This window comes from Flavobacterium sp. ZB4R12, assembly GCF_048276375.1.
GTDB classification, from domain to species: domain Bacteria; phylum Bacteroidota; class Bacteroidia; order Flavobacteriales; family Flavobacteriaceae; genus Flavobacterium; species Flavobacterium gawalongense.
The window spans coordinates 13954-34452 of record NZ_JBLNKS010000021.1 but is presented as its reverse complement, the minus strand read 5'-3'; the positions used below and the strand labels follow the sequence as shown (position 1 = coordinate 34452).

Below are 20499 nucleotides of genomic sequence, written 5' to 3'. Positions count from 1 at the left end.
AATGTAAAAAGGTTATTTAACTCTTGTTAATCCTATATTTTCCGGAGCATGAAGCACCATTGGAAATTTTTCTATTTTAACAGAGCTGCTGTCCAAACCAAAGGCTCTTTCTTCAGATAAACTTAGTTTTTTAATAAAGAAATAGGAGTTCATGATTAATTTTTCATACCATCTTAAGTCACTATCATTAGAAAGGAACTTTTCAGATAATACAAATTTGAAATCACCTATGATATTATTTTTATTCAAAGATTCATATCTGCTGGTTATATCTACTTCTCCTTTTTGTACCATGTCTTTAATTACTTCTTTAAACATCAAGTTTATTTTTGTAGGTTCTCTAAACCCTAAATTAAAGTCAACTCGATACAAATCATCTTTGACCATTTCGGTTACTTTATATTCCGTTTTATAAGGTTCCGTTAATATGTTTACGTGTACAAACCAATAAATATCGGCTCTTTTGGGTCTTTTTTGTAAAATGGAATACATTACTTTTTCTTCTATCTCATCCGTTCTGCCGGCATTAGTCATGTAAACTAAATGTGTAGCATATTTGGGTATAGATAAATCAGCACTTAATTCGACAAGTACTTTTTTGTAATCTTCAATTTTGACAATTTTTGTGTAACTCTTGTTGATTTTCTTCGCTAAATACCAAATTGTCATAATTGATATTAGTATTATGGCTATAAAAAGGGTTACATAACCACCATCTATAAATTTTGGTAGAATAGCAAAAAGAAAACAAAATTCAATAATCAGATAAACGGTAATTGTGGGGATCATAAAATATAGTTTTACTCTTTTCATAATTAAATAAAAATTAAGTAAAATGGTGGTCATAATCATACATAAAACGATTGCTAAACCATAAGCATGTTCCATATTACTGGATTCTTCAAAGTGCAATACAATACCAACACACCCCAAAAACAACAACCAGTTTATGGACGGAATATACAATTGTCCCTTTAGTTCAGTAGGATATTTAATTTTAACTTTCGGCCAAAAATTTAATCGCATGGCTTCATTTATTAAAGTAAACGAACCACTAATCAATGCTTGTGATGCAATTACGGCAGCCGAAGTTGCAATTACAATTCCAATAGGCTGAAACCAATCAGCCATTATTAAATAGAATGGGTTTCCATTTTTTCCGCCTAAACTTAACAATGTTTCCCCTTCATGATGAATCAAATAGGCTGCTTGACCAAAATAGTTTAGAACCAAAGTACTTTTTACAAATATCCAGCTAATTCTAATATTTTTTCGTCCGCAATGTCCCATATCTGAGTACAATGCTTCGGCACCTGTGGTACATAAAAATACGGCACCTAACACAAAAAAACCTTCAGGATGAATACTCAATAGATGATAGGCATAATACGGATTTAGGGCTTTAAAAACTTCGGGATGTTTTGTAATCTGTATTAGTCCAAGAATTCCAAGCATACTAAACCAGATTAGCATCATTGGAGCAAAAAATCGACCAACAAGTTTGGTTCCAAACTGCTGTATAGTAAAAAGTATGAATAAAATTCCAATAACTATAGGAATAGTATTTATTTCTGGGTAAAAAATTCTCATACCTTCAACGGCAGAGGATACTGATATAGGGGGGGTTATAATTCCATCGGCCAATAAGGCACTTCCTCCAATAATGGCGGGAACAATCAGCCATTGAATTTTTGTTTTTTTGACTAAGGCATATAATGCAAAAATTCCACCTTCACCGTGATTATCAGCACTCAAGGTAATGATTACGTATTTAATAGTGGTTTGTAGCGTAAGTGTCCAAAATACAGCTGAAATGCCTCCTAAAACAACTTCGGCATTAATAATGTGATCACCCAGTATGGCTCTCATTACATATAATGGTGAAGTTCCTATATCACCGTAAATTATTCCTAATGAAACTAATAACCCGCCTAATGTCAATTTAGTATGCAAGTCTTTGTGCGATGCGCTCATGTATATTTTTTAAAAAACTTGTCAAATTTACACTTTTAAAATAAATTAGGGCTGTTTATTTAATAAAATGACAAAAAAAAGCACGGCTGTCACAGCCGTGTTTTTGATTTAATGCAGAATTTTTTTATGATCTTCTGTTGTCATTTCTTGAAGAAGAATTACCTCTTTGATTTTCTGTTCTTTGCGGAGCTGATTCTCTTGAAGAGTTACCTCTGTTTTGAGATTCTGCTCTTTGTGGGGCAGCTTCTCTGGAAGGATTCGCTCTGTTTTGAGAATAGTCTCTTTGTGATTCTGCTCTTTGTGGGGCAGCTTCTCTGGAAGGATTCGCTCTGTTTTGAGAATAGTCTCTTTGAGATTCTGCTCTTTGTGGGGCAGCTTCTCTGGAAGGATTTGTTCTGTTTTGAGAATAATCTCTTTGTGAATTAGTTTTTTGTGGCGCTGCTTCTCTGGAAGGATTTGTTCTGTTTTGAGAATAATCTCTTTGTGAATTAGTTCTTTGTGGGGCTGCTTCTCTGGAAGGATTTGTTCTGTTTTGAGAATAGTCTCTTTGTGAATTAGTTCTTTGTGGGGCTGCTTCTCTTGAAGGACTTGTTCTGTTTTGAGAATAGTCTCTTTGTGAATTAGCTCTTTGTGGCACTGCTTCTCTGGAAGGATTTGTTCTGTTTTGAGAATAATCTCTTTGTGAATTAGTTCTTTGTGGCGCTGCTTCTCTGGAAGGATTCGTTCTGCTTTGAGAATACCCTTTTTCGTTTCTTGTATCAACATTTCTAACACCTCTTCTTTGGTCTAATTCATAACGATTTGTTACTTGAGAATTTCTTCTTGAAAAAGCATGATTTGGATGTTGTCTTTCATAGCCATTTGAACGTCTGGTGCTATATAATTCTACCGCTCGATTACTTCTTCTGTAGTTAACATAATTGTAATTGTTATTTATGTTTAAACTAATGTTGATGTTATTTCTATATCTGAAAACCGGGAATGGATTCCATGCATAATAATAAGAAGGATAATATCCCCAATTCCAAGTTGAATAATAAGGACGGTAATTAGAACTCCAGAAAGAAGCATAAATAAGCGGTGTGCTGTAATACACAGGCTCGTAAATGTAATTTTGACCATACATGTACACATCGCCTACAACTTGTACGTGAATATTGTTGTATCTGTCTTTCTCAACGTCAATTGTAGCAACATCTTGATATACCTCGCGATCAAGAACAGATTGAATGATGATTACGTGAGTTCGATTTTCTACGGTTTCAATTACGCGTAAATAATCAACTTCATTGTCATTATTTAAATCCAAATTTGATATTTGAAGCTTTGGGTCATTTAACCGTCTTTCGAAATCCTGAAGATCTCTCGAATCCCCAAAAATTGATGCAACCGCACGTAAATCTAAGTTATCACTAATCTCAGAATTCATGGCATTTATTGTTGTTCTATCTTGCGCTTGTATTTGTGTTGCGAAAACAGAAGTCAATAGACTTAAAAGGAGTAGTTTCGTTTTCATAATTAATGTTATTAAGTTTAATGTTTTCTGAATATTCAATTACTGTGCCAATAAATTAAACGTCCATTGGTATTAACATTTTTAATTGTAAATTCGTCATAAAAATCATATAAAATGAGAAATATTTTTTTAATTGTGTTGTTTTTAATTGTTTTTATGTCTTGTAAAACAGGTGGTTATGTTGCTGAGAAATTAAATAACACAAGTTTTCAGTCCATTCAAATTGACACACTGTTTCAAGATAAAATGAGCATTAGAGCCATTCTTATTGATGCAAATAAAGTTTGGTATGCTGCTGATGAATCAAGATTTGGTTTTTATGATTTGGAGAAAGATAAAAAAAATGAAAACAGGATTGAGAATGATAGTTTGAAGTTTGAATTTAGAAGTATTGCACAAACGTCTTCAGCTGTTTTTATCCTTAATGTTTCCAATCCGGCTTTGCTATATAGAATTTCTAAAGATGGTTCAGAAATAAAATTGGTCTATCAGGAAAATCACGAAAAAGTATTTTATGATAGTATGCAATTTTGGAATGATAAAGAAGGAATAGCTATAGGAGATCCAATATCCGATTGTCTTTCAATACTAATCACTCGTGACGGTGGAAATTCATGGAATAAAATTCCGTCGAGCAAATTGCCAAAAGTGACTGACGGGGAAGCAGCTTTTGCGGCAAGCAATACAAATATTGTTACAAAAGGAGATAAAGCATGGGTTGTTTCTGGAGGAAAAAAAGCCAGAGTTTTTTACTCACCTGATAAAGGAAAGACTTGGGAAGTTTATGATACACCAATTGTTCAAGGAAAAACCATGACTGGAATTTTCACCGCCGATTTTTATGATTTCAAAAAAGGATTTGTCGCTGGTGGAAATTATGAAGTTCCGGAACAAAATTCTGGAAATAAAGCATCCACAACGAATGGAGGAAAAACTTGGGAATTAATTGCTGAAAATCTAGGTTTTGGATCTGCTTCCTGTGTACAATATGTTCCAAATAGTAATGGGACGGAATTAGTTTCAGTAGGTGCATCCGGATTATATTATTCTTCGGATAGTGGTAATTCATGGAAACAGTTATCTGCGGATTCCAGTCTTTTTACGATTCGGTTTATGGATGAAAATACTGCTATTGCAGCAGGAAAAAATAAAATGATTCGCTTAAATTTCAAAAAATAAAAACACCCGAAATGCTTTTTGTTTAGTACTTAGGGTGTTTTTTTTGAACTAATAAATAAAAAGATATTATCTTTTTGGACCTTTGCTGCGATATTGTTGTAACAATTTTCTATTGAAATCCTCTTCAGCTTTTCTAAGTTTTATGATTTTCACAGCAGGAAATATTCCTTTCAAATTTTGCATGAATTTTTTTCTTAGCAGAAATAACTCTTCCTCAGTACTTTCCATTTGAGTCAAAAAAGTATTTGCTTCTTTTTCAGTCATTTTATCCAAAGAACCATCATTCATTTTTCTCATGAAAGTCTTCATTTTTTGATGTCTCAATTCAAATTGTTTATCATCAAATGTATTGTAGATTGGCCAGAATTTCTCTGCTTCATTAGCTGTTAAATCTAATTCGGTGGTCAGAAAAGCTACTTTCAAAGCTTTAATTTGTTCTTTTTTTTCTTTCATTTTTTCGCCTTGTGCGTAAAAATTAAAAGAAACGAATAGTAGCAGTATTGGGAATAGTTTTTTAAAGTTCATTTTTTTATTTTTTGTTTAATTTTAACTTGGAAAAAAGCATTTTTTTATTCTAAAATAAGATGTTCTAAGTTGGAATTTGTAGTTAAAAGATCTTCTAAGGCTTCATCTTCTAAAACAACAGTTGAGTTAATGTTATTAATATCTTCGGGCTCTAATACACTAATCAAATCATATTGATTCATATTAGATTGATACGCTATGTAATTTTCTAAAGTAGTTGAATCCAGCTCTTTTGTGTTTGTTGAAGAGGGGGTCAAAATTGGAATCATCAATGCAAGTACTAATACTGCTGCAACCATCATAATTAGAGTTTTTCTTTTTTGAAAAATAGAAATTACTTTCGGCTCGCTTACAGGCAATTGCTCCATCATTTTGGTTGAAAAATTTTCAAAATAATGATCTGGAGTTTTAAATCCTGACTCAATTTTAGGTTCGTTTTCTAATTTAAATGCTTTCATAATACTCATTAGACTTAATTAAATATAAAAGGTTTAATTTGCCGTTACAAAGGCTTCAATTTTTTTTACGGCATGATGATAAGATGCTTTCAAAGCACCTACTGATGTTCCTAGAATTTCTGATATTTCTTCATATTTTAATTCTTCAAAATATTTCATTTTGAAAACTAATTGTTGTTTTTCGGGTAAAACGGCAATGGCTTTTTGTAATTTTATTTGAATTTCATTTCCGTCAAAAAATACATCGGCTTTTAGATTGTCAATGGCTTTGTTTTGTAATGTTTCAGACGATATTCCGTTAATTTTTGCTTTTTGATTCAAAAAAGTTAGCGCTTCATTAGTGGCAATGCGATACATCCATGAAAAAAGTTTGCTGTCGCCTTTGAAGTTTTTTAAATGTTGAAATACTTTTATAAAAGTATTTTGCAAAATATCATCGGCATCATCATGACTCAAGACGATATTACGAATGTGGTTGTACAGCGGTCTTTGATAGTCCTGCAAGAGTTGTTGAAACGCATCATTTTGCGTTTTAGGGTTCAATAGTTTTTGAATAAATTCCTTTTCCTCTTGCAAAGCTATTGTTTATCTGATTAGAATAGAATTTATCAAATAGGTTTAATCTGTTATCAAAAAAATATTAAAATTCAGATTGTTCCTCTTCTTTTTTTATTGGAGTTGGTTTTTTTATAACCTGTTTAGGTTTTACAACTGGTTCCGTTTTTATAGCTTCATTAGTTTTTACAACCGGTTCTGTTTTTATTACTTCATCAGCTTTTATAACTGCTGGTTTATAAATTTTAACTGCTTCGACTTTTGGTTTTATTGGATAATAAATTTCAGTAACCCATTTTGATGGATTTTTTATTTCAGTTTTGCTTGTGGAGTACATTTCGAGATGTGAAAATGCGGCGTCATGTGCCAGTCGATTGGCGTTAAGATACTGGGATGTTTTATCCAAAGCTTTTTGCCTGTGGGAATAGTCGCCAGTTAAAATGGTTTTTACCGCTTCGAATGCTTCTAATTTTCCGGAATAAAGATCACTCCCTTCGCTTGTGAAAATTTGATCTTTAATTGGTACACAAATAGATATTTTGGCAAGTCCGTTTACCACATCATAAGTGTGGTATAGTATAAAGGGTTTTCCTGTGATTGTAAGATTATTTTTTTCACAGAAGAGTATTATTTTTGGAGAAACGATTTTGTAATTTTTAATAATACTAGAAATTTTGCTGGTAAAAGTTTGATGCAAATAAAAAGTCTCGGGTTTTTTTACCAAACCTTCCACTTTTACTGAATAAGTATTTATTTCATAATCAAGAGTTTTGTCTAAGTTGGCTAAGCTTTTTTCATATAGGCCACCGATAATTTTTTCAACACCACCATTGAAAGCAGAATATATTTTAAAAAGAAAGCTCATTTTTCCTTTTGTTCTCCAAGTTACTTTAGTTCCTCCGACAGTGTCTTTAAAACTCCAAAAAACATCAGACATCGTACCATCAGAATTCATTTTTTGAGAAATGCTGTCATTTTCTTTTACAAAAATTGTTTTGATTTCACCACTGCCACTTTTTCCTTCCCATGAATAAGAGGCGCCTTTTCCAATAGTATTTTGAGGATACGTTATTTTTATCTCAGGATCTTCTACGGCCCATGAACCAAAGTCTTCCCAATTTTTAAAATCATTGACAAAATTAAACACTGCTGATTTTGGGGAATTAATGACTTTGCTTCTTTCTACAGTAAAATCTCCTTTTTGTGTTGCAATAAAAATGGATAGTGCAACTAAGCTAAGTAATAGTAAAAGAAATAGATATTTTAAAATCCTCATGGTAATAGGCTGTTTTAACTTGTAAAGTTAAAAATTTTATTAATATAGTTGAATAAGTATCAAAAAATTATAAAAGAGGTTCTTTTAGTTCGTTGTAATTTGAATAATTTTTTTGAAACTTAATTTCCATTTTATAAACTCTGAATTCAAAAAAATATTGGATTGAAAGTATAATGGCTATTTTAGTTGCATCGTAATAACGAAAATTTGGGAGATGGTTTTTTATTATTTATTTAAAGAATCTGTATATTTGTTGAATAATAGTTCATTTAACCCCTAAATATAATTAATAATGAAATTACTTAAAATTTCAAGTGTTTTAATTACTCTTGCTATTTCTGCTATTTGTAGTGCACAAATAACAAAAAAAGTTGAAGTAAAAATGACAGAAAAGGACTCTTTTGATTATGTTGTAGAGCAATTTGCAGACATTAAAGTGTTGCGTTATCAAATTCCAGGTTGGGAAAATCTTACCCTAAAAGAGCAAAGATTAGTTTATTATTTGACACAAGCCGGAACTTCGGGTCGTGATATAATGTGGGACCAAAATTATAAATACAATCTAAAAATCAGAAAAGCGTTAGAGAATATTTACAAAAATTATAAAGGGGATAAAACCTCCGAAGACTGGAAAAATTTTGAAATTTATCTTAAAAGGGTTTGGTTTTCAAATGGAATACACCATCATTATTCCAGTGATAAAATTAAGCCAGGTTTTTCTGCAGCCTATTTCGATGGTTTGATGAAAGCGACTAAAACAGCTTTGTCACCAACTATTGCAGCAATTATCTTTAATGATATTGATGCAAAAAAAGTTAATCTTGATGAATCGAAAGGTTTATTGGAAGGCTCCGCAATTAACTTTTACGGAAAAGGAATTTCATTAAAAGAAACGGAAGATTTCTATGCTAAGAAAAAAAGTCCAGATCCTAAAAAGCCATATTCTTATGGTTTGAATTCTAAATTAGTTCGCAATGCAAAAGGACAATTAGTAGAAAAAGTTTGGAAAAGTGGCGGTATGTATGGAGCGGCTATCGATAAAGTTATTTTTTGGTTAGAAAAAGCCAAAATTGTTGCCGAGAATAAAAAACAAGCGGATGCTTTAGGATTACTGATAAGTTATTACAAAACAGGTAGTTTGAAAACTTGGGATGACTATAACATTGCTTGGGTGCATGCAACTGAAGGAAATATAGACTACATCAATGGTTTTGTCGAAGTTTACAATGATCCGTTAGGATACAGAGGTTCTTATGAAGGAATCGTTCAGATAAAAGATTTTGACATGTCGGCAAAAATGGAAGTAGTGTCCAAAAACGCTCAATGGTTTGAAGATAATTCTCCATTGATGCCAGAACATAAAAAGAAAAATGTAGTAGGGGTTTCTTATAAAACGGTTATTGTAGCAGGAGAATCAGGTGATGCATCACCAAGTACACCTATTGGAGTAAATCTTCCTAATGCAGATTGGATTCGTGCTGAACATGGTTCGAAATCCGTTTCTTTAAGTAATATTATTGATTCGTACGCTAAAGCTGCCGGAAAAGGAAAATTAGAGGAATTTGCAAATGACGAAGAAGAAATTGTCTTGGCAAAAAAATATGGAGAAATAGGAGGTAAGATGCATACTGCTTTACACGAAGTAGTTGGTCATGCCTCAGGACAAATTAATCCGGGAGTGGGAACTCCAAAAGAATCGTTGAAAAGCTATGCCTCAACACTTGAAGAAGGAAGAGCGGATCTAGTGGGATTATATTATTTGTATAACCCAAAATTACAAGAATTAGGATTAGTTGATGATTGGAAAAAACTGGGGATGGAGTCTTATAATAATTATATCAGAAATGGATTAATGATGCAATTGGTACGTTTAGAATTAGGTGCTAATATTGAAGAATCACATATGAGAAATCGCCAGTGGGTTAGTGCCTGGGTTTTTGAAAAAGGAAAAAATGACAATGTTATTGAGAAAATTACTCGCGATGGAAAAACGTATTTCAATATTACGGATTATGAAAAACTACATGATTTATTTGGGCAATTGCTAAGAGAAGTGCAACGAATCAAATCAGAAGGTGATTTTAACGCAGGAAAAGCATTAGTGGAAAATTATGGTGTAAAAGTAGATCAGAAATTGCATGCCGAAGTTTTAGCGCGTAATAAACAATTTGCTCCTGCTGCTTATAGTGGTTTTGTAAATCCAGTATTGGTTCCAAAGTTAGATAAAAAAGGTAGAATTATTTCGATAGAAGTACAGCAACCGAAAACATTTGCGGAACAAATGTTGAAATATTCTAAAACCTTTGGGTTTTTGCCTTCGGAAAACTAGAAGTATAGTGTAAATAAAAAATGCTCATTTTGAATTGACCCCAAAAAGTTAGACGCTATTTGGGGTTATTTTTTATTCCAAAATAAAGATTTTAACGTTTAAAAAATATTTTTATCATAAACAGAATTCCAATAAAAATTAAGAAACCTACTAATATCTTGTAATTACCTTTATAAAACTCTTTATGTATTCTTAAATCTTTTCGGTAGGCATAAATTGCTGCAATAACAAAAGCAACAAAAAAACAGCCTGCAAACACTAATTGTCCTTGACTAAACATATTTTAAATTATTTCAGGCAAATTTAGTTAATTGTTTAGAAATAGTTGCTAATTTGCCTTTTCATTTAATAAAATAAAAATATGCAAAAACAAATAAACTCAGTTAAGGAATTTCATACTGCATTTAAAATAGGGCATAGTGAAATTCCTACTGCTAATTTAGGAGAAAGTAAGTACACTCTTCGATACAACCTGATGAAAGAGGAAAACGAAGAATATCTGGAAGCAGTTCAAAATAATGACTTAGTAGAAATTGCAGACGCACTAGGAGATATGATGTATATTCTATGTGGAACTATTATTGAGCATGGCTTGCAACATAAAATTGAAGAAGTTTTTGACGAAATTCAACGCAGTAATATGAGTAAGTTAGACGAAGATGGAAAACCTATTTACCGTGAAGACGGTAAGGTAATGAAAGGGCCTAATTATTTCAAACCAGATTTTTCTAAAATATTGGAGAATGGATAACGGTTCAAATAAGACATAAAAAAAGCGATTTTCAGTATGAAAATCGCTTTTTTTATAATCTAGAAATCAGGAAATTTACACTTTAACAGTCCAACCAAAAGTATCTTCCTCCAATTTATTTTGGATATTGGTCAATTTATCTTTTAATTGTAATGCTATAGCGTTTTCAATTTTTGGTAATTCATGATAAACATCTTTATAAGAGAATCCAGAAATTGGACTTACCACCGCAGCGGTTCCGGCTCCAAATATTTCTTTCAAAGTTCCATTTTCAGAAGCTTCAACAAGTTCTGAAACTAAAACGGGACGAATTTCTACATTTATGCCTTCACTTTTTGCTAAATCAATTAGCGTTTTTCGGGTTACACCATCAAGAATTCTTTCGCTTACAGGAGCAGTTAGTAAAGTGTCGTTTATTCTAAAAAATACATTCATTGTACCTGCTTCTTCAAGTTTGGTATGCGTTGCATCATCAGTCCAAATTACTTGTTGAAATCCTTCTTTATTAGCTAAGTCGGTAGGGTAAAACTGCGCAGCATAATTTCCGGCAGCTTTTGCAGCTCCTATTCCTCCATTTGCAGCTCTACTAAAATGTTCCGCAATAAGTACTTTAACATCACCAGAATAATAAGCTGATACAGGAGACAAAATAATCATGAATTTATAATCATCTGATGGATTTGCAATTACTCCAGTGCCTGTAGCAATCATAAACGGTCTAATATACATGGAATTTCCTTTTCCTTTTTTTATCCAAGCTTCATCTAATTGTAACAATTGATTTAGACCATTCATAAATACATCTTCCGGAACTTCTGGCATAGCCATTCTTACAGCAGATTTATTGAAACGGTTGTAATTTTCATCAGGTCTAAAAAGCCAAATGTCATTATTGTCATCTTTGTATGCTTTCATACCTTCAAAAATAGCTTGGCCATAATGAAAAACTCTTGTAGACGGATCTAACAAAAAAGGAGCGTAAGGCTTAATGACCGGTTTTTGCCATTCCCCATTTTTAAAATCACATTCGAATAAATGATCTGTAAAAACAGAACCAAAGCTTAAGTTTTCAAAATCTACTTCATTTATTTTTGAAGTAGGAGCTTTAATTATTTCAATTTTGCTAGTTTGAGTTGTACTCATAATAAGGTATTGTTTATTTTTATTTTTTATAAGTGATATGCTTGAGTATTAAAATCTTTGGTTTTTTACAAAGCGAACTTTAATGTTTGCAAAATTAAATAAAAATCACTGAAATACTTATGATTATTCCATTAATTATAGCATTTAACTGTGATTTGTTTATATTTTAAAAAATGGAAATAAATAGAGTCAATTTATATGAAATTTATAAAAAATATAGATTTTTTGAGACTATTACGTTTTAGTTTTGATTAAATTTGACCGTCTGATAAAGCTATTAAACTAAGAACAACCTCAAATTATAATTTTGAAAAGAGAAATAATCCAAACACTTGACGGTTCCACAACTATTCATTTACAGGAATGGGATGAATGTTATCATTCTAAACACGGGGCAATACAGGAAGCGCAACACGTTTTTATCAAAAATGGATTGTCTTTATTTCAAAACAGACAAATTTCTATTTTAGAAATTGGTTTTGGAACAGGTTTGAATGCGTTTATCACTTTTCTGGAAGCACGAAAAATGAATCAATCGATCGATTATGTAGGAGTGGAGGCCTATCCGATATCAGCAGAGGAAGTTGTATCTATGAATTATGTTGATGAGCTGAATGCGGGCAGTGAAAGTGCTGTGTTTAAAAAAATGCATGAAAGTAATTGGGGAGAACAGATTGTTTTGAGCAATGATTTTTTATTGACAAAAAGAAAACAATTTTTTGAAGAAATTGATGATTTAGAAAAATTTGATTTAATCTATTTTGACGCTTTTGGATATAGAGTCCAGCCGGAATTATGGAGTACCGCAATTTTTGAAAAAATGTATAATAGCCTTAAACCAAAAGGAGTTTTGGTTACTTATGCAGCTCGAGGTGTTGTAAAAAGGAGTATGATAGAAGTAGGCTTTACTGTCGAGAAACTAGAAGGCCCTCCTGGGAAAAGAGAAATGTTTCGTGCCAAAAAAAAATAATAAAACACGGAGATTTATAGTTTATAAATTGCTTTTTTATAGTTGAAAAAAAAAATAAAAAAGAATGTTAATTAGTCATGTTGTGTATTAAAAAAATGTATTTTTACAATAGTTAATAAAAATTGATAACCCAAATCTTAATTTATTATGTCGAAAATTATGTTCGATTACACAAAATCAGTACTTGAAAGAGTAAGTTTTGACCCGATGCTTTTTTGCAAAGAATTAGAAAAAGCGATTAAAACGTTATTACCATACGAAATGGAACAATTACGAGAATGGTTGTTAAATTTCACGATTGGAAAACCAGAATTAAAACAATGTTTACTAATCGTAAATTCATAAATAAAAAAAGGAACCTTAAATCGGTTCCTTTTTTTATTTTATTTTTTTTGAAGTGGACTAATAATTTGGACATTTTGAAAAACAATTGCTCCTTTTATAACACCTGCAATTGTACTTCTAAGTGCATTAATTATCTGAATTTTCAATTCGCTTTTTGGGAAAATCAAGCTGACTTCTCGTGCAGGTTTTGGTTCCTTAAAATGGCGTAGCTTTATTTTGTCAGATTCTTTCAAATCTAAAGTATGCAAATAGGGTAGTAATGTAGTTCCTAAACCTTCATCGGCCAATTTTATTAAAGTTTCAAAACTTCCGCTTTCTATTTGAAAATGATTGATTTCATTTTTACCGGTATTTTTGCATAAGTTCAAAATTCCATCGCGAAAACAATGTCCGTCCTGCAATAGTAGAATCTCATCTAAGTTTAAATCGGAGACTTCTATTTCTTCTTTTTGGAAATTATGATGACTCTCCGGAATGTAAGCTACAAAAGGTTCAAAGTACAAAACAATTTCTTTAATTTTTTCTTCCAACAAAGGAGTTGCCGCAATGGCAGCATCAAGATGTCCGTTATTGAGTTTTGTAATAATCTCTTCCGTGTTTAACTCTTCGATGATGAGCTTTACTTTGGGATATTTTTTTATAAAATTACTCAAAAACATGGGTAATAAGGTAGGCATAATAGTAGGAATTATTCCTAATCTAAATTCGCCGCCAATAAACCCTTTTTGTTGTTCAACGATGTCTTGAATTCTATCCGCTTCATTAACAATGTTTTTAGCTTGATTGACAATTTTTTGTCCAATATCCGTGAGCTGAATTGGTTTTTTTGTACGATCGAATATTTGAATGCTTAATTCTTCCTCTATTTTCTGAATTTGCATGCTCAAAGTAGGCTGAGTTACAAAACATTTTTCGGCAGCAAGAGTGAAATTTTTATGTTCGGCTACAGCCAAAACATATTTTAATTGAGTGATTGTCATGTTTATAATAATTTCTGATGTAAATTTAGTAAAACTATAACTTTTTACTATAGTGTTTTCTATTAAAAACTTATGCTAAATTTACATTTGAAAGAAATTATATAAAAAACTCAATATTAATGAAAATAAATATTTTAGGATTACCCGTTAAAGAATCTGAATTAATTGTAACAATACTAAAGTATATGTGAAATAATCAATAAAATTGAGAATGATTTTTTTTAAGTAAATAAAACGATTAATTTTATTTTACATTTGATTCAACAAAGACAGTATTCTTTATGAGCGATTTTTATAAAAAAATATTAGAAAATAATAAAAAATGGGTCGAAACTTCTTTAGCTAGTGATCCAAATTATTTTGAAGATTTAGCCAAAGGACAAACACCACCATTATTATGGATAGGTTGTTCGGATAGTAGGGTTCCAGCAAATGAAATCGTTGGTGCAAAACCAGGAGAGGTTTTTGTTCATCGAAACATTGCCAATATGGTAATCCATTCCGACATGAATATGTTAAGTGTTTTGGATTATGCCGTGAATGTTTTGAAAGTAAAACATGTACTTGTTTGTGGTCATTATGGCTGTGGTGGTATAAAAGCTGCTATGGGTAATGAATCTATTGGGATTATTGACAATTGGATTCGACATATAAAAGATGTATATCGTTTGCATAACGAATATTTGGATTCGATTACTGATGAAAATGAGCGATTTAATGCTTTTGTAGAAATTAATGTGAAGGAGCAAGTATTTGATTTGGCTAAAACTTCTATTGTGCAATCAGCTTGGAAAAACGGACAAGAATTAACATTACACGGTTGGGCATACGGATTGAATTCTGGATTTGTAACTGATTTGGATGTCAATGTCAGTTCCGATAAAGATTTGGATAATGTATACCAATTAAAATTTTAAAAAAAATCGCTTTCGGGCGATTTTTTTATTCATTTTCGTCTAGATTTTCATTAAAAGCTGACGGCAAAAGTGTAGGGATAAATTTTATCAAAATCGGCAATAATAAACTACCACCCGGAAGTAAAAATATAGTCAAGGAAGGAATCGTTTTGCAAATCTCCAACAACTGTTTTTTTACTTTTTTCTTTTCTTTCTCATCCAAATCTCTTCGGGTAGAATAGGCTAAAAGAAGCATTAATTCTTTGCTTTGAACAATTTCCTTTATCAATCGGCTTTTATTACGGCTTACTAAAGTAACAACACTTTGAGTGGTTTGGTCATAAAAGTGTTTGACAGGATTCGAGTAATTGAAGTAAGGAATTTCTTTTTTATGTTTGGTTATAAATTCATTAGTACTGTTTATACTCTGATCTACAAAATCATCTGAAATCGATAACGTTTCAGCTAATGAATGTAAAAAATAGGCTTCATTATTTTCAATTATTCCATCACTCCACAAAGCCATTCCGGCAATATCTATCAAATAATATTTTTCTAATTCATTTGTAAAATAATCCAGTTGAAGTGTTTCCAGACTTTGAACGGAAACTCTGGAAAATTTACTGTAACGTATGGAAGCTTCAAAAAGTTTAATCAACAGATCATCATACTGCGATTTGTTGGACTTAATTTTCAGGGCAAGTGTTACAATATTTACAATTGTTTCTTCAATTTTCTTTAGGTATTTTTCAGGAATTGTCCCATGTATTAAGTATTGACGAAAAGCTAGTATATCTATAAACAATAAAGCATTCGTTACAAGATGGGAGAAACTTTTACTGATGACAGTATCATTGGTTTGGACACGTTCATCAATTATTTTTTCCAGTGTTAAGGAAAGAGAATGTTTAGGCATTATTTTTTTAAATAAATTAAATCCTTGGGGATTCATTTGATTATAAAAAGTAACGGCCTGCTTAATGAAATTTTCAGCACTAATTTCTTCGTTGGTTAGACAAAAAACGTCGTATAAAGTATTTAATAAGGCAACTTTAGAAATCTCTTCCTTAAACCAACCTTTGGTATTAATTGTATTTACGGTTTCAAATGTAATTATATGGCCATAGATAAAACCGGTATTTCTGACCTTATGATAAAATGAATCAGTAGTTTTAGAAACAGTTTCCTTAGAAAATTTTTGTTCTATAAAAAATTTATCTATCCAACCTGATGCCGAAGGGTTAATCATTGTTTTAATTTGAAGCTACAAAGCTATGTTTTTTTATGGTTTTGTCATTAAATTAAAATTAAAAAAACCGTCTCGTATTTGTAACGAAACGGTTTTTTGCCTATAATTTAAATCTTATTTAATTATAGCTGAACAGGCTACTCTTGCACCAGCATTACCGGCAGGTTGAGAAACATAATCATCAGTTCCTTGATGAACAATTAATCCTTTTCCCAGTATATCCTTAGTCGCATCTCCACAACCTATACACCATTCATCAGTTGATAATGTAATGGTGCCATTTCCTTTTTCATCAGCAGTGAAATTTCCGATATCGCCTTTGTGATATTCACCAATTCCCCATTTTCCATGTTTTTTAAACGTTGGGTTCCAATGTCCTCCTGCGGAACTTCCATCAGCGGCCGTACAATCTGATTTCTCATGGATGTGTATAGCATGAACACCAGGTTTTAGTCCGGCTAACTTTGCAACGAAAGTCACTTCTTCATTTTTTTCTACAAAAGTTGCCGTTCCAGAAACTGTACTGTTGCTTTTAGATTCAAAAACAATGTTCAGTTTTTTTGAATTACTTGAATCGCTGCTAGTTTTACAACCTATAATCACAACAACAATTAGGACAATTGATAGAAATATTTTTTTCATGGCACGTTTTATTTCAAAGGTAAGAAAATTTTGGGTTGCTGATAATAGAATTAGGTTTTTATAATTCAATTTAGTAGGAATTATACAATATTCATTTTAAATTCTTAGTCTATTTATTTGTAGTTTTGAATGCAGTAGCAATTGATCTAAAAGTGATTACCAACGATGCTTTCGAATCAAATAAAACCAACAATCTGAAATTTTTCTTATAGAAGAATATAAAAATAGTTTTAAAATGAAGCACAAAGAATTAGCCAAAACAAGTTGGGGTTTGTTGAAGCGAACCTACCAGGAATTTGAGGATGATAACGGCATAAAGTTAAGCGCCTCATTGTCCTATTATACTATATTTTCATTGCCTCCATTATTAATTATTATTTTGTCTATTTTTAGTTTTTTCTTTGGAAGAGAAGCGGTTACAGGAAGGTTTTTTGGTCAAATTAATGGAATGGTTGGTAATGAAGCTGCGATTCAAATTCAGGAAACCATTAAGAATATTGAATTGTCTGATAGTGTAACATTTGCAACAATATTAGGAGGAATTATGTTGCTAATAGGCGCCTCGGGTGATGGGCTTGAGATACGATTTTTAAAACTCTCTTTTTTGTAATATTTTTGTTTAAAAATTGAATATTGGCAATATTTTTGTTTTACTTCCGAAAGAATAAAATTTGATCATATGAAAAAAATAATTTTGTCGCTAACCATTTTATGTTTAGTATTTATCTCTTGCAATTCATTTAAAACAACAATGGGTAAAACAGCTTCACTTGAAGGAACTTGGGAGTTAAATTATGTATCAGGAGCGAGAATCGCTTTTGAGGGATTGTATCCAAATAAAAGGCCTACCATCACTTTCGATTTGAAAGGGAACAGCATTTCAGGAAGCAACAGTTGCAACCGTTATTCCGGAAAATTAAATGCAGACGGAAATAAAATCAGTTTCAAAGAACCAATGGCAGTAACCAAAATGTTTTGTCCCGGAGAAGGGGAGAATATTTACATGGCAACGCTTCAAAAAATTGATTCCTATTCCGTTTCAGAAGATGGAAAAACATTGAATTTCATCATGGGCGATATCGCGATGATGCGTTTTGAGAAAAAGTAAATTCAGAATTTTTAAATTGAATTTTAGAAATTTTGAAAGTGTATTTAAATGATGCGGAATTATAAAGTCGTTATAGCTTATAATATTAAAAATGGGTATTATGAAAAAGAAAACAGCAATTTTAGTAATTTTTATTTCACTGCTTGTAACAGCAAGCTATGCTCAGGAAAAAAGTAAGAAACAATTAAGAGCGGAGCGTAAAATCGAAAAAGAGAAACAAATAGCATCTTTGGTTGATTCTAAAGAGTTTGTTTTTATTGGAAAAACAGCCTTGGGGCAAGGCTTTAGAAGTATAGATTTGACCACTAATTCAAATTGTGTGGAATTTAAGCCAGATAAAATTAAGAGTGAAATGCCTTTTTTTGGTAGAGGGTACAGTAGTGTTGCCTATGGCAGCAGGGATGGTGGCTTGAATTTTGAGGGAAGCCCAAAAGAATTTACTGTTGAAAAAGGGAGAAAAGCCTATCAGATAAAAGCGACTGTCAAGGGAGATACGGATGTATACCAACTATTTCTTTCCGTTTCTTTTGGAGGCAGCGCAACACTTACAATTAATTCTAATAATCGAAGTACGATTTCCTATAATGGAGAAATCAGACCTATAGAAAAAAAGAAAGTCGAGTGATTTTCGATTAAGTAAAAAAACCGTCTTGTTTCAGGAACAAGGCGGTTTTTTAACAAATAAATAAACTAAAAAATAGTTTTGTATTCTAGAAACAATATTCGTTTTTAGCTACTAATTTTGTAGTGATTGTTTCTCTTAATCCTACAATATTGGGCATGTTAGTGTATTTTGTAAAACGGCGTAAACCCATTAACATCATACGTTGTTCATCCCCTTCCGCAAAAGAGATTACACTTTCTTTTCCTTTTTGAGTAACGGTGTCTACTGCTTTATATAAGTATAATTTTGCCATGGCAATTTGCTCCTGTACTTTGGCTTCTCCTTCTTTTTTGGCTAATTTTTCGGTTCTGAGAATAGTACTTTCTGCCATGTAAATTTCAATCAGAATATCGGAAGCTGCCATCAGTAACTGTTGGTGTGCATCTAAATCCGGACCATATTTTTGAACAGCTCCACCTGCAACCATTAAAAATGCTTTTTTCAATTTACCAATCATTTCTTTTTCTTCTGCAAATAATTCAGAATAATCAGGAGTGTCAAAAGAAGGAATTCCCATTAATTCTTCTTGTACTTTTGATGCTGGTCCAAGTAAATCAACGTGCCCTTTCATGGCTTTTTTGATTAACATTCCTACAGATAACATTCTGTTGATTTCGTTGGTTCCTTCGTAAATACGGGCAATTCTGGCATCTCTCCAAGCACTTTCCATTGGTGTATCTTCTGAAAATCCCATTCCTCCGAAGATTTGGATTCCTTCATCTGCACAATTTTGAATATCTTCAGAAACGGCCACTTTTAGAATAGAACATTCAATGGCATATTCTTCAATCCCTTTTAATTCGGCTTCCTGATGGGTAGCTCCTTCGGTTTCACGTGACGCAATTCGATCTTCAATATCTTTTGCTGCACGATAAGTAGCACTTTCTCCGGCATAACAGGAAGTTGCCATTTCAGCTAATTTTGCCCGGATGGCCCCAAACTGTGAAATAGCGGTATTGAATTGTATTCTTTCATTAGCGTATTTTGTTGCGTTTGAAATAACTCTGCGTTGTGCATCCAAACAGGCAGCGGCCAATTTAATTCGGCCTACATTCAAAGCATTCATGGCTATTTTGAAACCATTCCCTCTTTCGGATAACATGTTTTCAACAGGAACTTTTGTATCTGCAAAGAAAACCTGACGCGTAGAAGAGGAGCGAATTCCTAATTTGTGTTCTTCTTCGTTCATGGAAATACCATTATTTGGATCGTTTTCTACAATAAAGCCGGTTATATTTTTATCATCCCCTATACGGGCAAAAACAATAAAGACATTACAAAATCCTGCATTTGTGATCCACATTTTTTGCCCTGTGATTTTATAATGTGTTCCATCCTCAGATAATACCGCTTTTGTTTTTCCAGAATTGGCATCACTACCAGCGCCTGGTTCAGTCAAACAGTATGCTCCAAACCATTCGCCAGAGGCTAATTTTGTTACGTATTTTTGCTTTTGTTCTTCAGTTCCATACAGAGTGATTGGCATGGTTCCAATTCCGGTATGCGCTCCAAAAGCAGAAGAAAATGAACCCGTGGCTCCCGAAATATAATCGCAAACCAAAACAGAATTTACAAATCCCATTCCCATTCCGCCATAAGCTTCAGGAACTGCGATACTCAAAAAACCCATTTCAGCCGCCTTTTGCATACTTTCTACCGTTAAGGCAAAATCTCTTTTTTCAAAGCGATCTTTGTTGGGCCAGATTTCTTTGTCTACAAACTCTTTTACAGAGTCACGCATCATTAATTGTTCTTCATTGAAATCTTCTGGAGTGAAGATATCTTCGCACTTTGTTTCTTTTACCAGGAATTGACCTCCTCTTGTTTTGTCGCTCATGACTTATTATTTTAAATGATGAATTTTTAAATTATTTTGTATTTCCTTCCTGCGAAGTTCTTATTATTTATATTTTTTCCTCAATCTTGTCATTCCGACGAA

General features: G+C 32.2%; 21 protein-coding genes. 9 read left to right on the top strand and 12 right to left on the bottom strand.

The features are described from left to right. Positions 1 to 12 precede the first annotated feature (12 nt). Together ACNO7W_RS14765 and ACNO7W_RS14760 are read right to left on the bottom strand one after the other, a co-directional pair. The gene (locus tag ACNO7W_RS14765; RefSeq protein ID WP_417938700.1) at positions 13 to 1974 is read right to left on the bottom strand and encodes a KUP/HAK/KT family potassium transporter; all 1962 of its coding nucleotides are present in this window, start codon (positions 1972 to 1974) and stop codon (positions 13 to 15) included. Positions 1975 to 2098: 124 nt separating this feature from the next. After that, complete coding sequence (locus ACNO7W_RS14760; RefSeq protein ID WP_417938699.1) at positions 2099 to 3490, bottom strand: hypothetical protein; 1392 nt, start codon at positions 3488 to 3490, stop codon at positions 2099 to 2101. 114 nt (positions 3491 to 3604) lie between these two features. On the opposite strand from ACNO7W_RS14760, the gene ACNO7W_RS14755 reads away from it, so the two are divergent. Then, positions 3605 to 4669, top strand: coding sequence for a WD40/YVTN/BNR-like repeat-containing protein (locus ACNO7W_RS14755; RefSeq protein WP_417938698.1), 1065 nt, complete (start codon positions 3605 to 3607; stop codon positions 4667 to 4669). Between the two features lie 66 nt (positions 4670 to 4735). Here the strand turns inward: ACNO7W_RS14755 and ACNO7W_RS14750 are convergent, their stop codons facing one another. The 4 genes from ACNO7W_RS14750 to ACNO7W_RS14735 form a co-directional block, all read right to left on the bottom strand. Further along, a complete protein-coding gene (locus ACNO7W_RS14750) occupies positions 4736 to 5194 on the bottom strand; it encodes a sensor of ECF-type sigma factor (RefSeq protein ID WP_417938697.1) in 459 nt (152 codons plus the stop codon). 44 nt (positions 5195 to 5238) lie between these two features. Then, the gene (locus ACNO7W_RS14745) at positions 5239 to 5652 is read right to left on the bottom strand and encodes a hypothetical protein (RefSeq protein WP_143388053.1); all 414 of its coding nucleotides are present in this window, start codon (positions 5650 to 5652) and stop codon (positions 5239 to 5241) included. A gap of 33 nt (positions 5653 to 5685) precedes the next feature. Beyond that, the gene (locus ACNO7W_RS14740) at positions 5686 to 6228 is read right to left on the bottom strand and encodes an RNA polymerase sigma factor (RefSeq protein WP_143388054.1); all 543 of its coding nucleotides are present in this window, start codon (positions 6226 to 6228) and stop codon (positions 5686 to 5688) included. 64 nt (positions 6229 to 6292) lie between these two features. Continuing rightward, positions 6293 to 7483, bottom strand: a complete 1191-nt coding sequence (locus ACNO7W_RS14735; RefSeq protein ID WP_417938696.1) for an SRPBCC family protein — start codon at positions 7481 to 7483, stop codon at positions 6293 to 6295. 292 nt (positions 7484 to 7775) lie between these two features. Here ACNO7W_RS14735 and ACNO7W_RS14730 point away from each other — a divergent pair, with 292 nt between their 5' ends. Further along, positions 7776 to 9812, top strand: coding sequence for a dipeptidyl-peptidase 3 family protein (locus ACNO7W_RS14730; protein ID WP_417938695.1), 2037 nt, complete (start codon positions 7776 to 7778; stop codon positions 9810 to 9812). Between the two features lie 91 nt (positions 9813 to 9903). Here the strand turns inward: ACNO7W_RS14730 and ACNO7W_RS14725 are convergent, their stop codons facing one another. After that, complete coding sequence (locus tag ACNO7W_RS14725; protein WP_143388057.1) at positions 9904 to 10092, bottom strand: hypothetical protein; 189 nt, start codon at positions 10090 to 10092, stop codon at positions 9904 to 9906. 81 nt (positions 10093 to 10173) lie between these two features. On the opposite strand from ACNO7W_RS14725, the gene ACNO7W_RS14720 reads away from it, so the two are divergent. Further along, positions 10174 to 10563 carry a hypothetical protein gene (locus ACNO7W_RS14720; RefSeq protein WP_417938694.1) on the top strand — a complete coding sequence of 130 codons (390 nt, stop codon included), beginning with the start codon at positions 10174 to 10176 and terminating at the stop codon, positions 10561 to 10563. Between the two features lie 75 nt (positions 10564 to 10638). Here ACNO7W_RS14720 and ACNO7W_RS14715 read toward each other — a convergent pair whose 3' ends face one another. Continuing rightward, positions 10639 to 11706, bottom strand: a complete 1068-nt coding sequence (locus tag ACNO7W_RS14715) for a branched-chain amino acid aminotransferase (RefSeq protein ID WP_143388059.1) — start codon at positions 11704 to 11706, stop codon at positions 10639 to 10641. A gap of 307 nt (positions 11707 to 12013) precedes the next feature. On the opposite strand from ACNO7W_RS14715, the gene mnmD reads away from it, so the two are divergent. Further along, a complete protein-coding gene (gene mnmD / locus ACNO7W_RS14710; RefSeq protein ID WP_417938693.1) occupies positions 12014 to 12676 on the top strand; it encodes a tRNA (5-methylaminomethyl-2-thiouridine)(34)-methyltransferase MnmD in 663 nt (220 codons plus the stop codon). Between the two features lie 147 nt (positions 12677 to 12823). Continuing rightward, complete coding sequence (locus ACNO7W_RS14705; RefSeq protein ID WP_143388061.1) at positions 12824 to 13021, top strand: hypothetical protein; 198 nt, start codon at positions 12824 to 12826, stop codon at positions 13019 to 13021. A 38-nt stretch (positions 13022 to 13059) separates the two neighbouring features. On the opposite strand, the gene ACNO7W_RS14700 is transcribed toward ACNO7W_RS14705, so the two are convergent. Further along, a complete protein-coding gene (locus tag ACNO7W_RS14700) occupies positions 13060 to 14001 on the bottom strand; it encodes a LysR substrate-binding domain-containing protein (protein ID WP_143388062.1) in 942 nt (313 codons plus the stop codon). Positions 14002 to 14282: 281 nt separating this feature from the next. Between ACNO7W_RS14700 and can the strand changes: the two genes are divergently transcribed. Beyond that, positions 14283 to 14918 (top strand): carbonate dehydratase, encoded by a 636-nt coding sequence (gene can, locus ACNO7W_RS14695; RefSeq protein WP_143388063.1) that lies wholly within the window; start codon positions 14283 to 14285, stop codon positions 14916 to 14918. A gap of 25 nt (positions 14919 to 14943) precedes the next feature. Here can and ACNO7W_RS14690 read toward each other — a convergent pair whose 3' ends face one another. Then, positions 14944 to 16146, bottom strand: a complete 1203-nt coding sequence (locus ACNO7W_RS14690) for an LETM1-related biofilm-associated protein (protein ID WP_417938692.1) — start codon at positions 16144 to 16146, stop codon at positions 14944 to 14946. 114 nt (positions 16147 to 16260) lie between these two features. Then, positions 16261 to 16788 (bottom strand): superoxide dismutase family protein, encoded by a 528-nt coding sequence (locus ACNO7W_RS14685; protein ID WP_417938691.1) that lies wholly within the window; start codon positions 16786 to 16788, stop codon positions 16261 to 16263. Positions 16789 to 17023: 235 nt separating this feature from the next. Between ACNO7W_RS14685 and ACNO7W_RS14680 the strand changes: the two genes are divergently transcribed. From ACNO7W_RS14680 to ACNO7W_RS14670, 3 genes are all read left to right on the top strand, one after another. Then, entirely contained in the window at positions 17024 to 17398 is a 375-nt protein-coding gene (locus ACNO7W_RS14680) for a YihY/virulence factor BrkB family protein (RefSeq protein ID WP_417938690.1), read from the top strand. 69 nt (positions 17399 to 17467) lie between these two features. Further along, positions 17468 to 17896: an META domain-containing protein gene (locus tag ACNO7W_RS14675; protein WP_417938689.1), complete on the top strand. Its 429-nt coding sequence runs from the start codon at positions 17468 to 17470 to the stop codon at positions 17894 to 17896. 100 nt (positions 17897 to 17996) lie between these two features. Further along, positions 17997 to 18521, top strand: a complete 525-nt coding sequence (locus tag ACNO7W_RS14670) for a DUF4251 domain-containing protein (protein ID WP_417938688.1) — start codon at positions 17997 to 17999, stop codon at positions 18519 to 18521. An 85-nt stretch (positions 18522 to 18606) separates the two neighbouring features. On the opposite strand, the gene ACNO7W_RS14665 is transcribed toward ACNO7W_RS14670, so the two are convergent. Continuing rightward, positions 18607 to 20397, bottom strand: a complete 1791-nt coding sequence (locus tag ACNO7W_RS14665; RefSeq protein ID WP_417938687.1) for an acyl-CoA dehydrogenase family protein — start codon at positions 20395 to 20397, stop codon at positions 18607 to 18609. Positions 20398 to 20499: the final 102 nt, after the last annotated feature.

Bases quoted from the DNA above. Each gene is read 5' to 3' on its own strand.
- can (WP_143388063.1), top strand. From the start codon at position 14,283: ATGAGCGATTTTTATAAAAAAATATTAGAAAATAATAAAAAATGGGTC.
- ACNO7W_RS14690 (WP_417938692.1), bottom strand. From the start codon at position 16,146: ATGATTAACCCTTCGGCATCAGGTTGGATAGATAAATTTTTTATAGAA.
- ACNO7W_RS14705 (WP_143388061.1), top strand. From the start codon at position 12,824: ATGTCGAAAATTATGTTCGATTACACAAAATCAGTACTTGAAAGAGTA.
- ACNO7W_RS14670 (WP_417938688.1), top strand. From the start codon at position 17,997: ATGAAAAAGAAAACAGCAATTTTAGTAATTTTTATTTCACTGCTTGTA.
- ACNO7W_RS14755 (WP_417938698.1), top strand. From the start codon at position 3,605: ATGAGAAATATTTTTTTAATTGTGTTGTTTTTAATTGTTTTTATGTCT.
- ACNO7W_RS14665 (WP_417938687.1), bottom strand. From the start codon at position 20,397: ATGAGCGACAAAACAAGAGGAGGTCAATTCCTGGTAAAAGAAACAAAG.
- ACNO7W_RS14685 (WP_417938691.1), bottom strand. From the start codon at position 16,788: ATGAAAAAAATATTTCTATCAATTGTCCTAATTGTTGTTGTGATTATA.
- ACNO7W_RS14720 (WP_417938694.1), top strand. From the start codon at position 10,174: ATGCAAAAACAAATAAACTCAGTTAAGGAATTTCATACTGCATTTAAA.
- ACNO7W_RS14715 (WP_143388059.1), bottom strand. From the start codon at position 11,706: ATGAGTACAACTCAAACTAGCAAAATTGAAATAATTAAAGCTCCTACT.
- ACNO7W_RS14725 (WP_143388057.1), bottom strand. From the start codon at position 10,092: ATGTTTAGTCAAGGACAATTAGTGTTTGCAGGCTGTTTTTTTGTTGCT.
- ACNO7W_RS14735 (WP_417938696.1), bottom strand. From the start codon at position 7,483: ATGAGGATTTTAAAATATCTATTTCTTTTACTATTACTTAGCTTAGTT.
- ACNO7W_RS14680 (WP_417938690.1), top strand. From the start codon at position 17,024: ATGAAGCACAAAGAATTAGCCAAAACAAGTTGGGGTTTGTTGAAGCGA.
- ACNO7W_RS14750 (WP_417938697.1), bottom strand. From the start codon at position 5,194: ATGAACTTTAAAAAACTATTCCCAATACTGCTACTATTCGTTTCTTTT.
- ACNO7W_RS14760 (WP_417938699.1), bottom strand. From the start codon at position 3,490: ATGAAAACGAAACTACTCCTTTTAAGTCTATTGACTTCTGTTTTCGCA.
- ACNO7W_RS14765 (WP_417938700.1), bottom strand. From the start codon at position 1,974: ATGAGCGCATCGCACAAAGACTTGCATACTAAATTGACATTAGGCGGG.
- ACNO7W_RS14700 (WP_143388062.1), bottom strand. From the start codon at position 14,001: ATGACAATCACTCAATTAAAATATGTTTTGGCTGTAGCCGAACATAAA.
- ACNO7W_RS14730 (WP_417938695.1), top strand. From the start codon at position 7,776: ATGAAATTACTTAAAATTTCAAGTGTTTTAATTACTCTTGCTATTTCT.
- ACNO7W_RS14675 (WP_417938689.1), top strand. From the start codon at position 17,468: ATGAAAAAAATAATTTTGTCGCTAACCATTTTATGTTTAGTATTTATC.
- ACNO7W_RS14745 (WP_143388053.1), bottom strand. From the start codon at position 5,652: ATGAAAGCATTTAAATTAGAAAACGAACCTAAAATTGAGTCAGGATTT.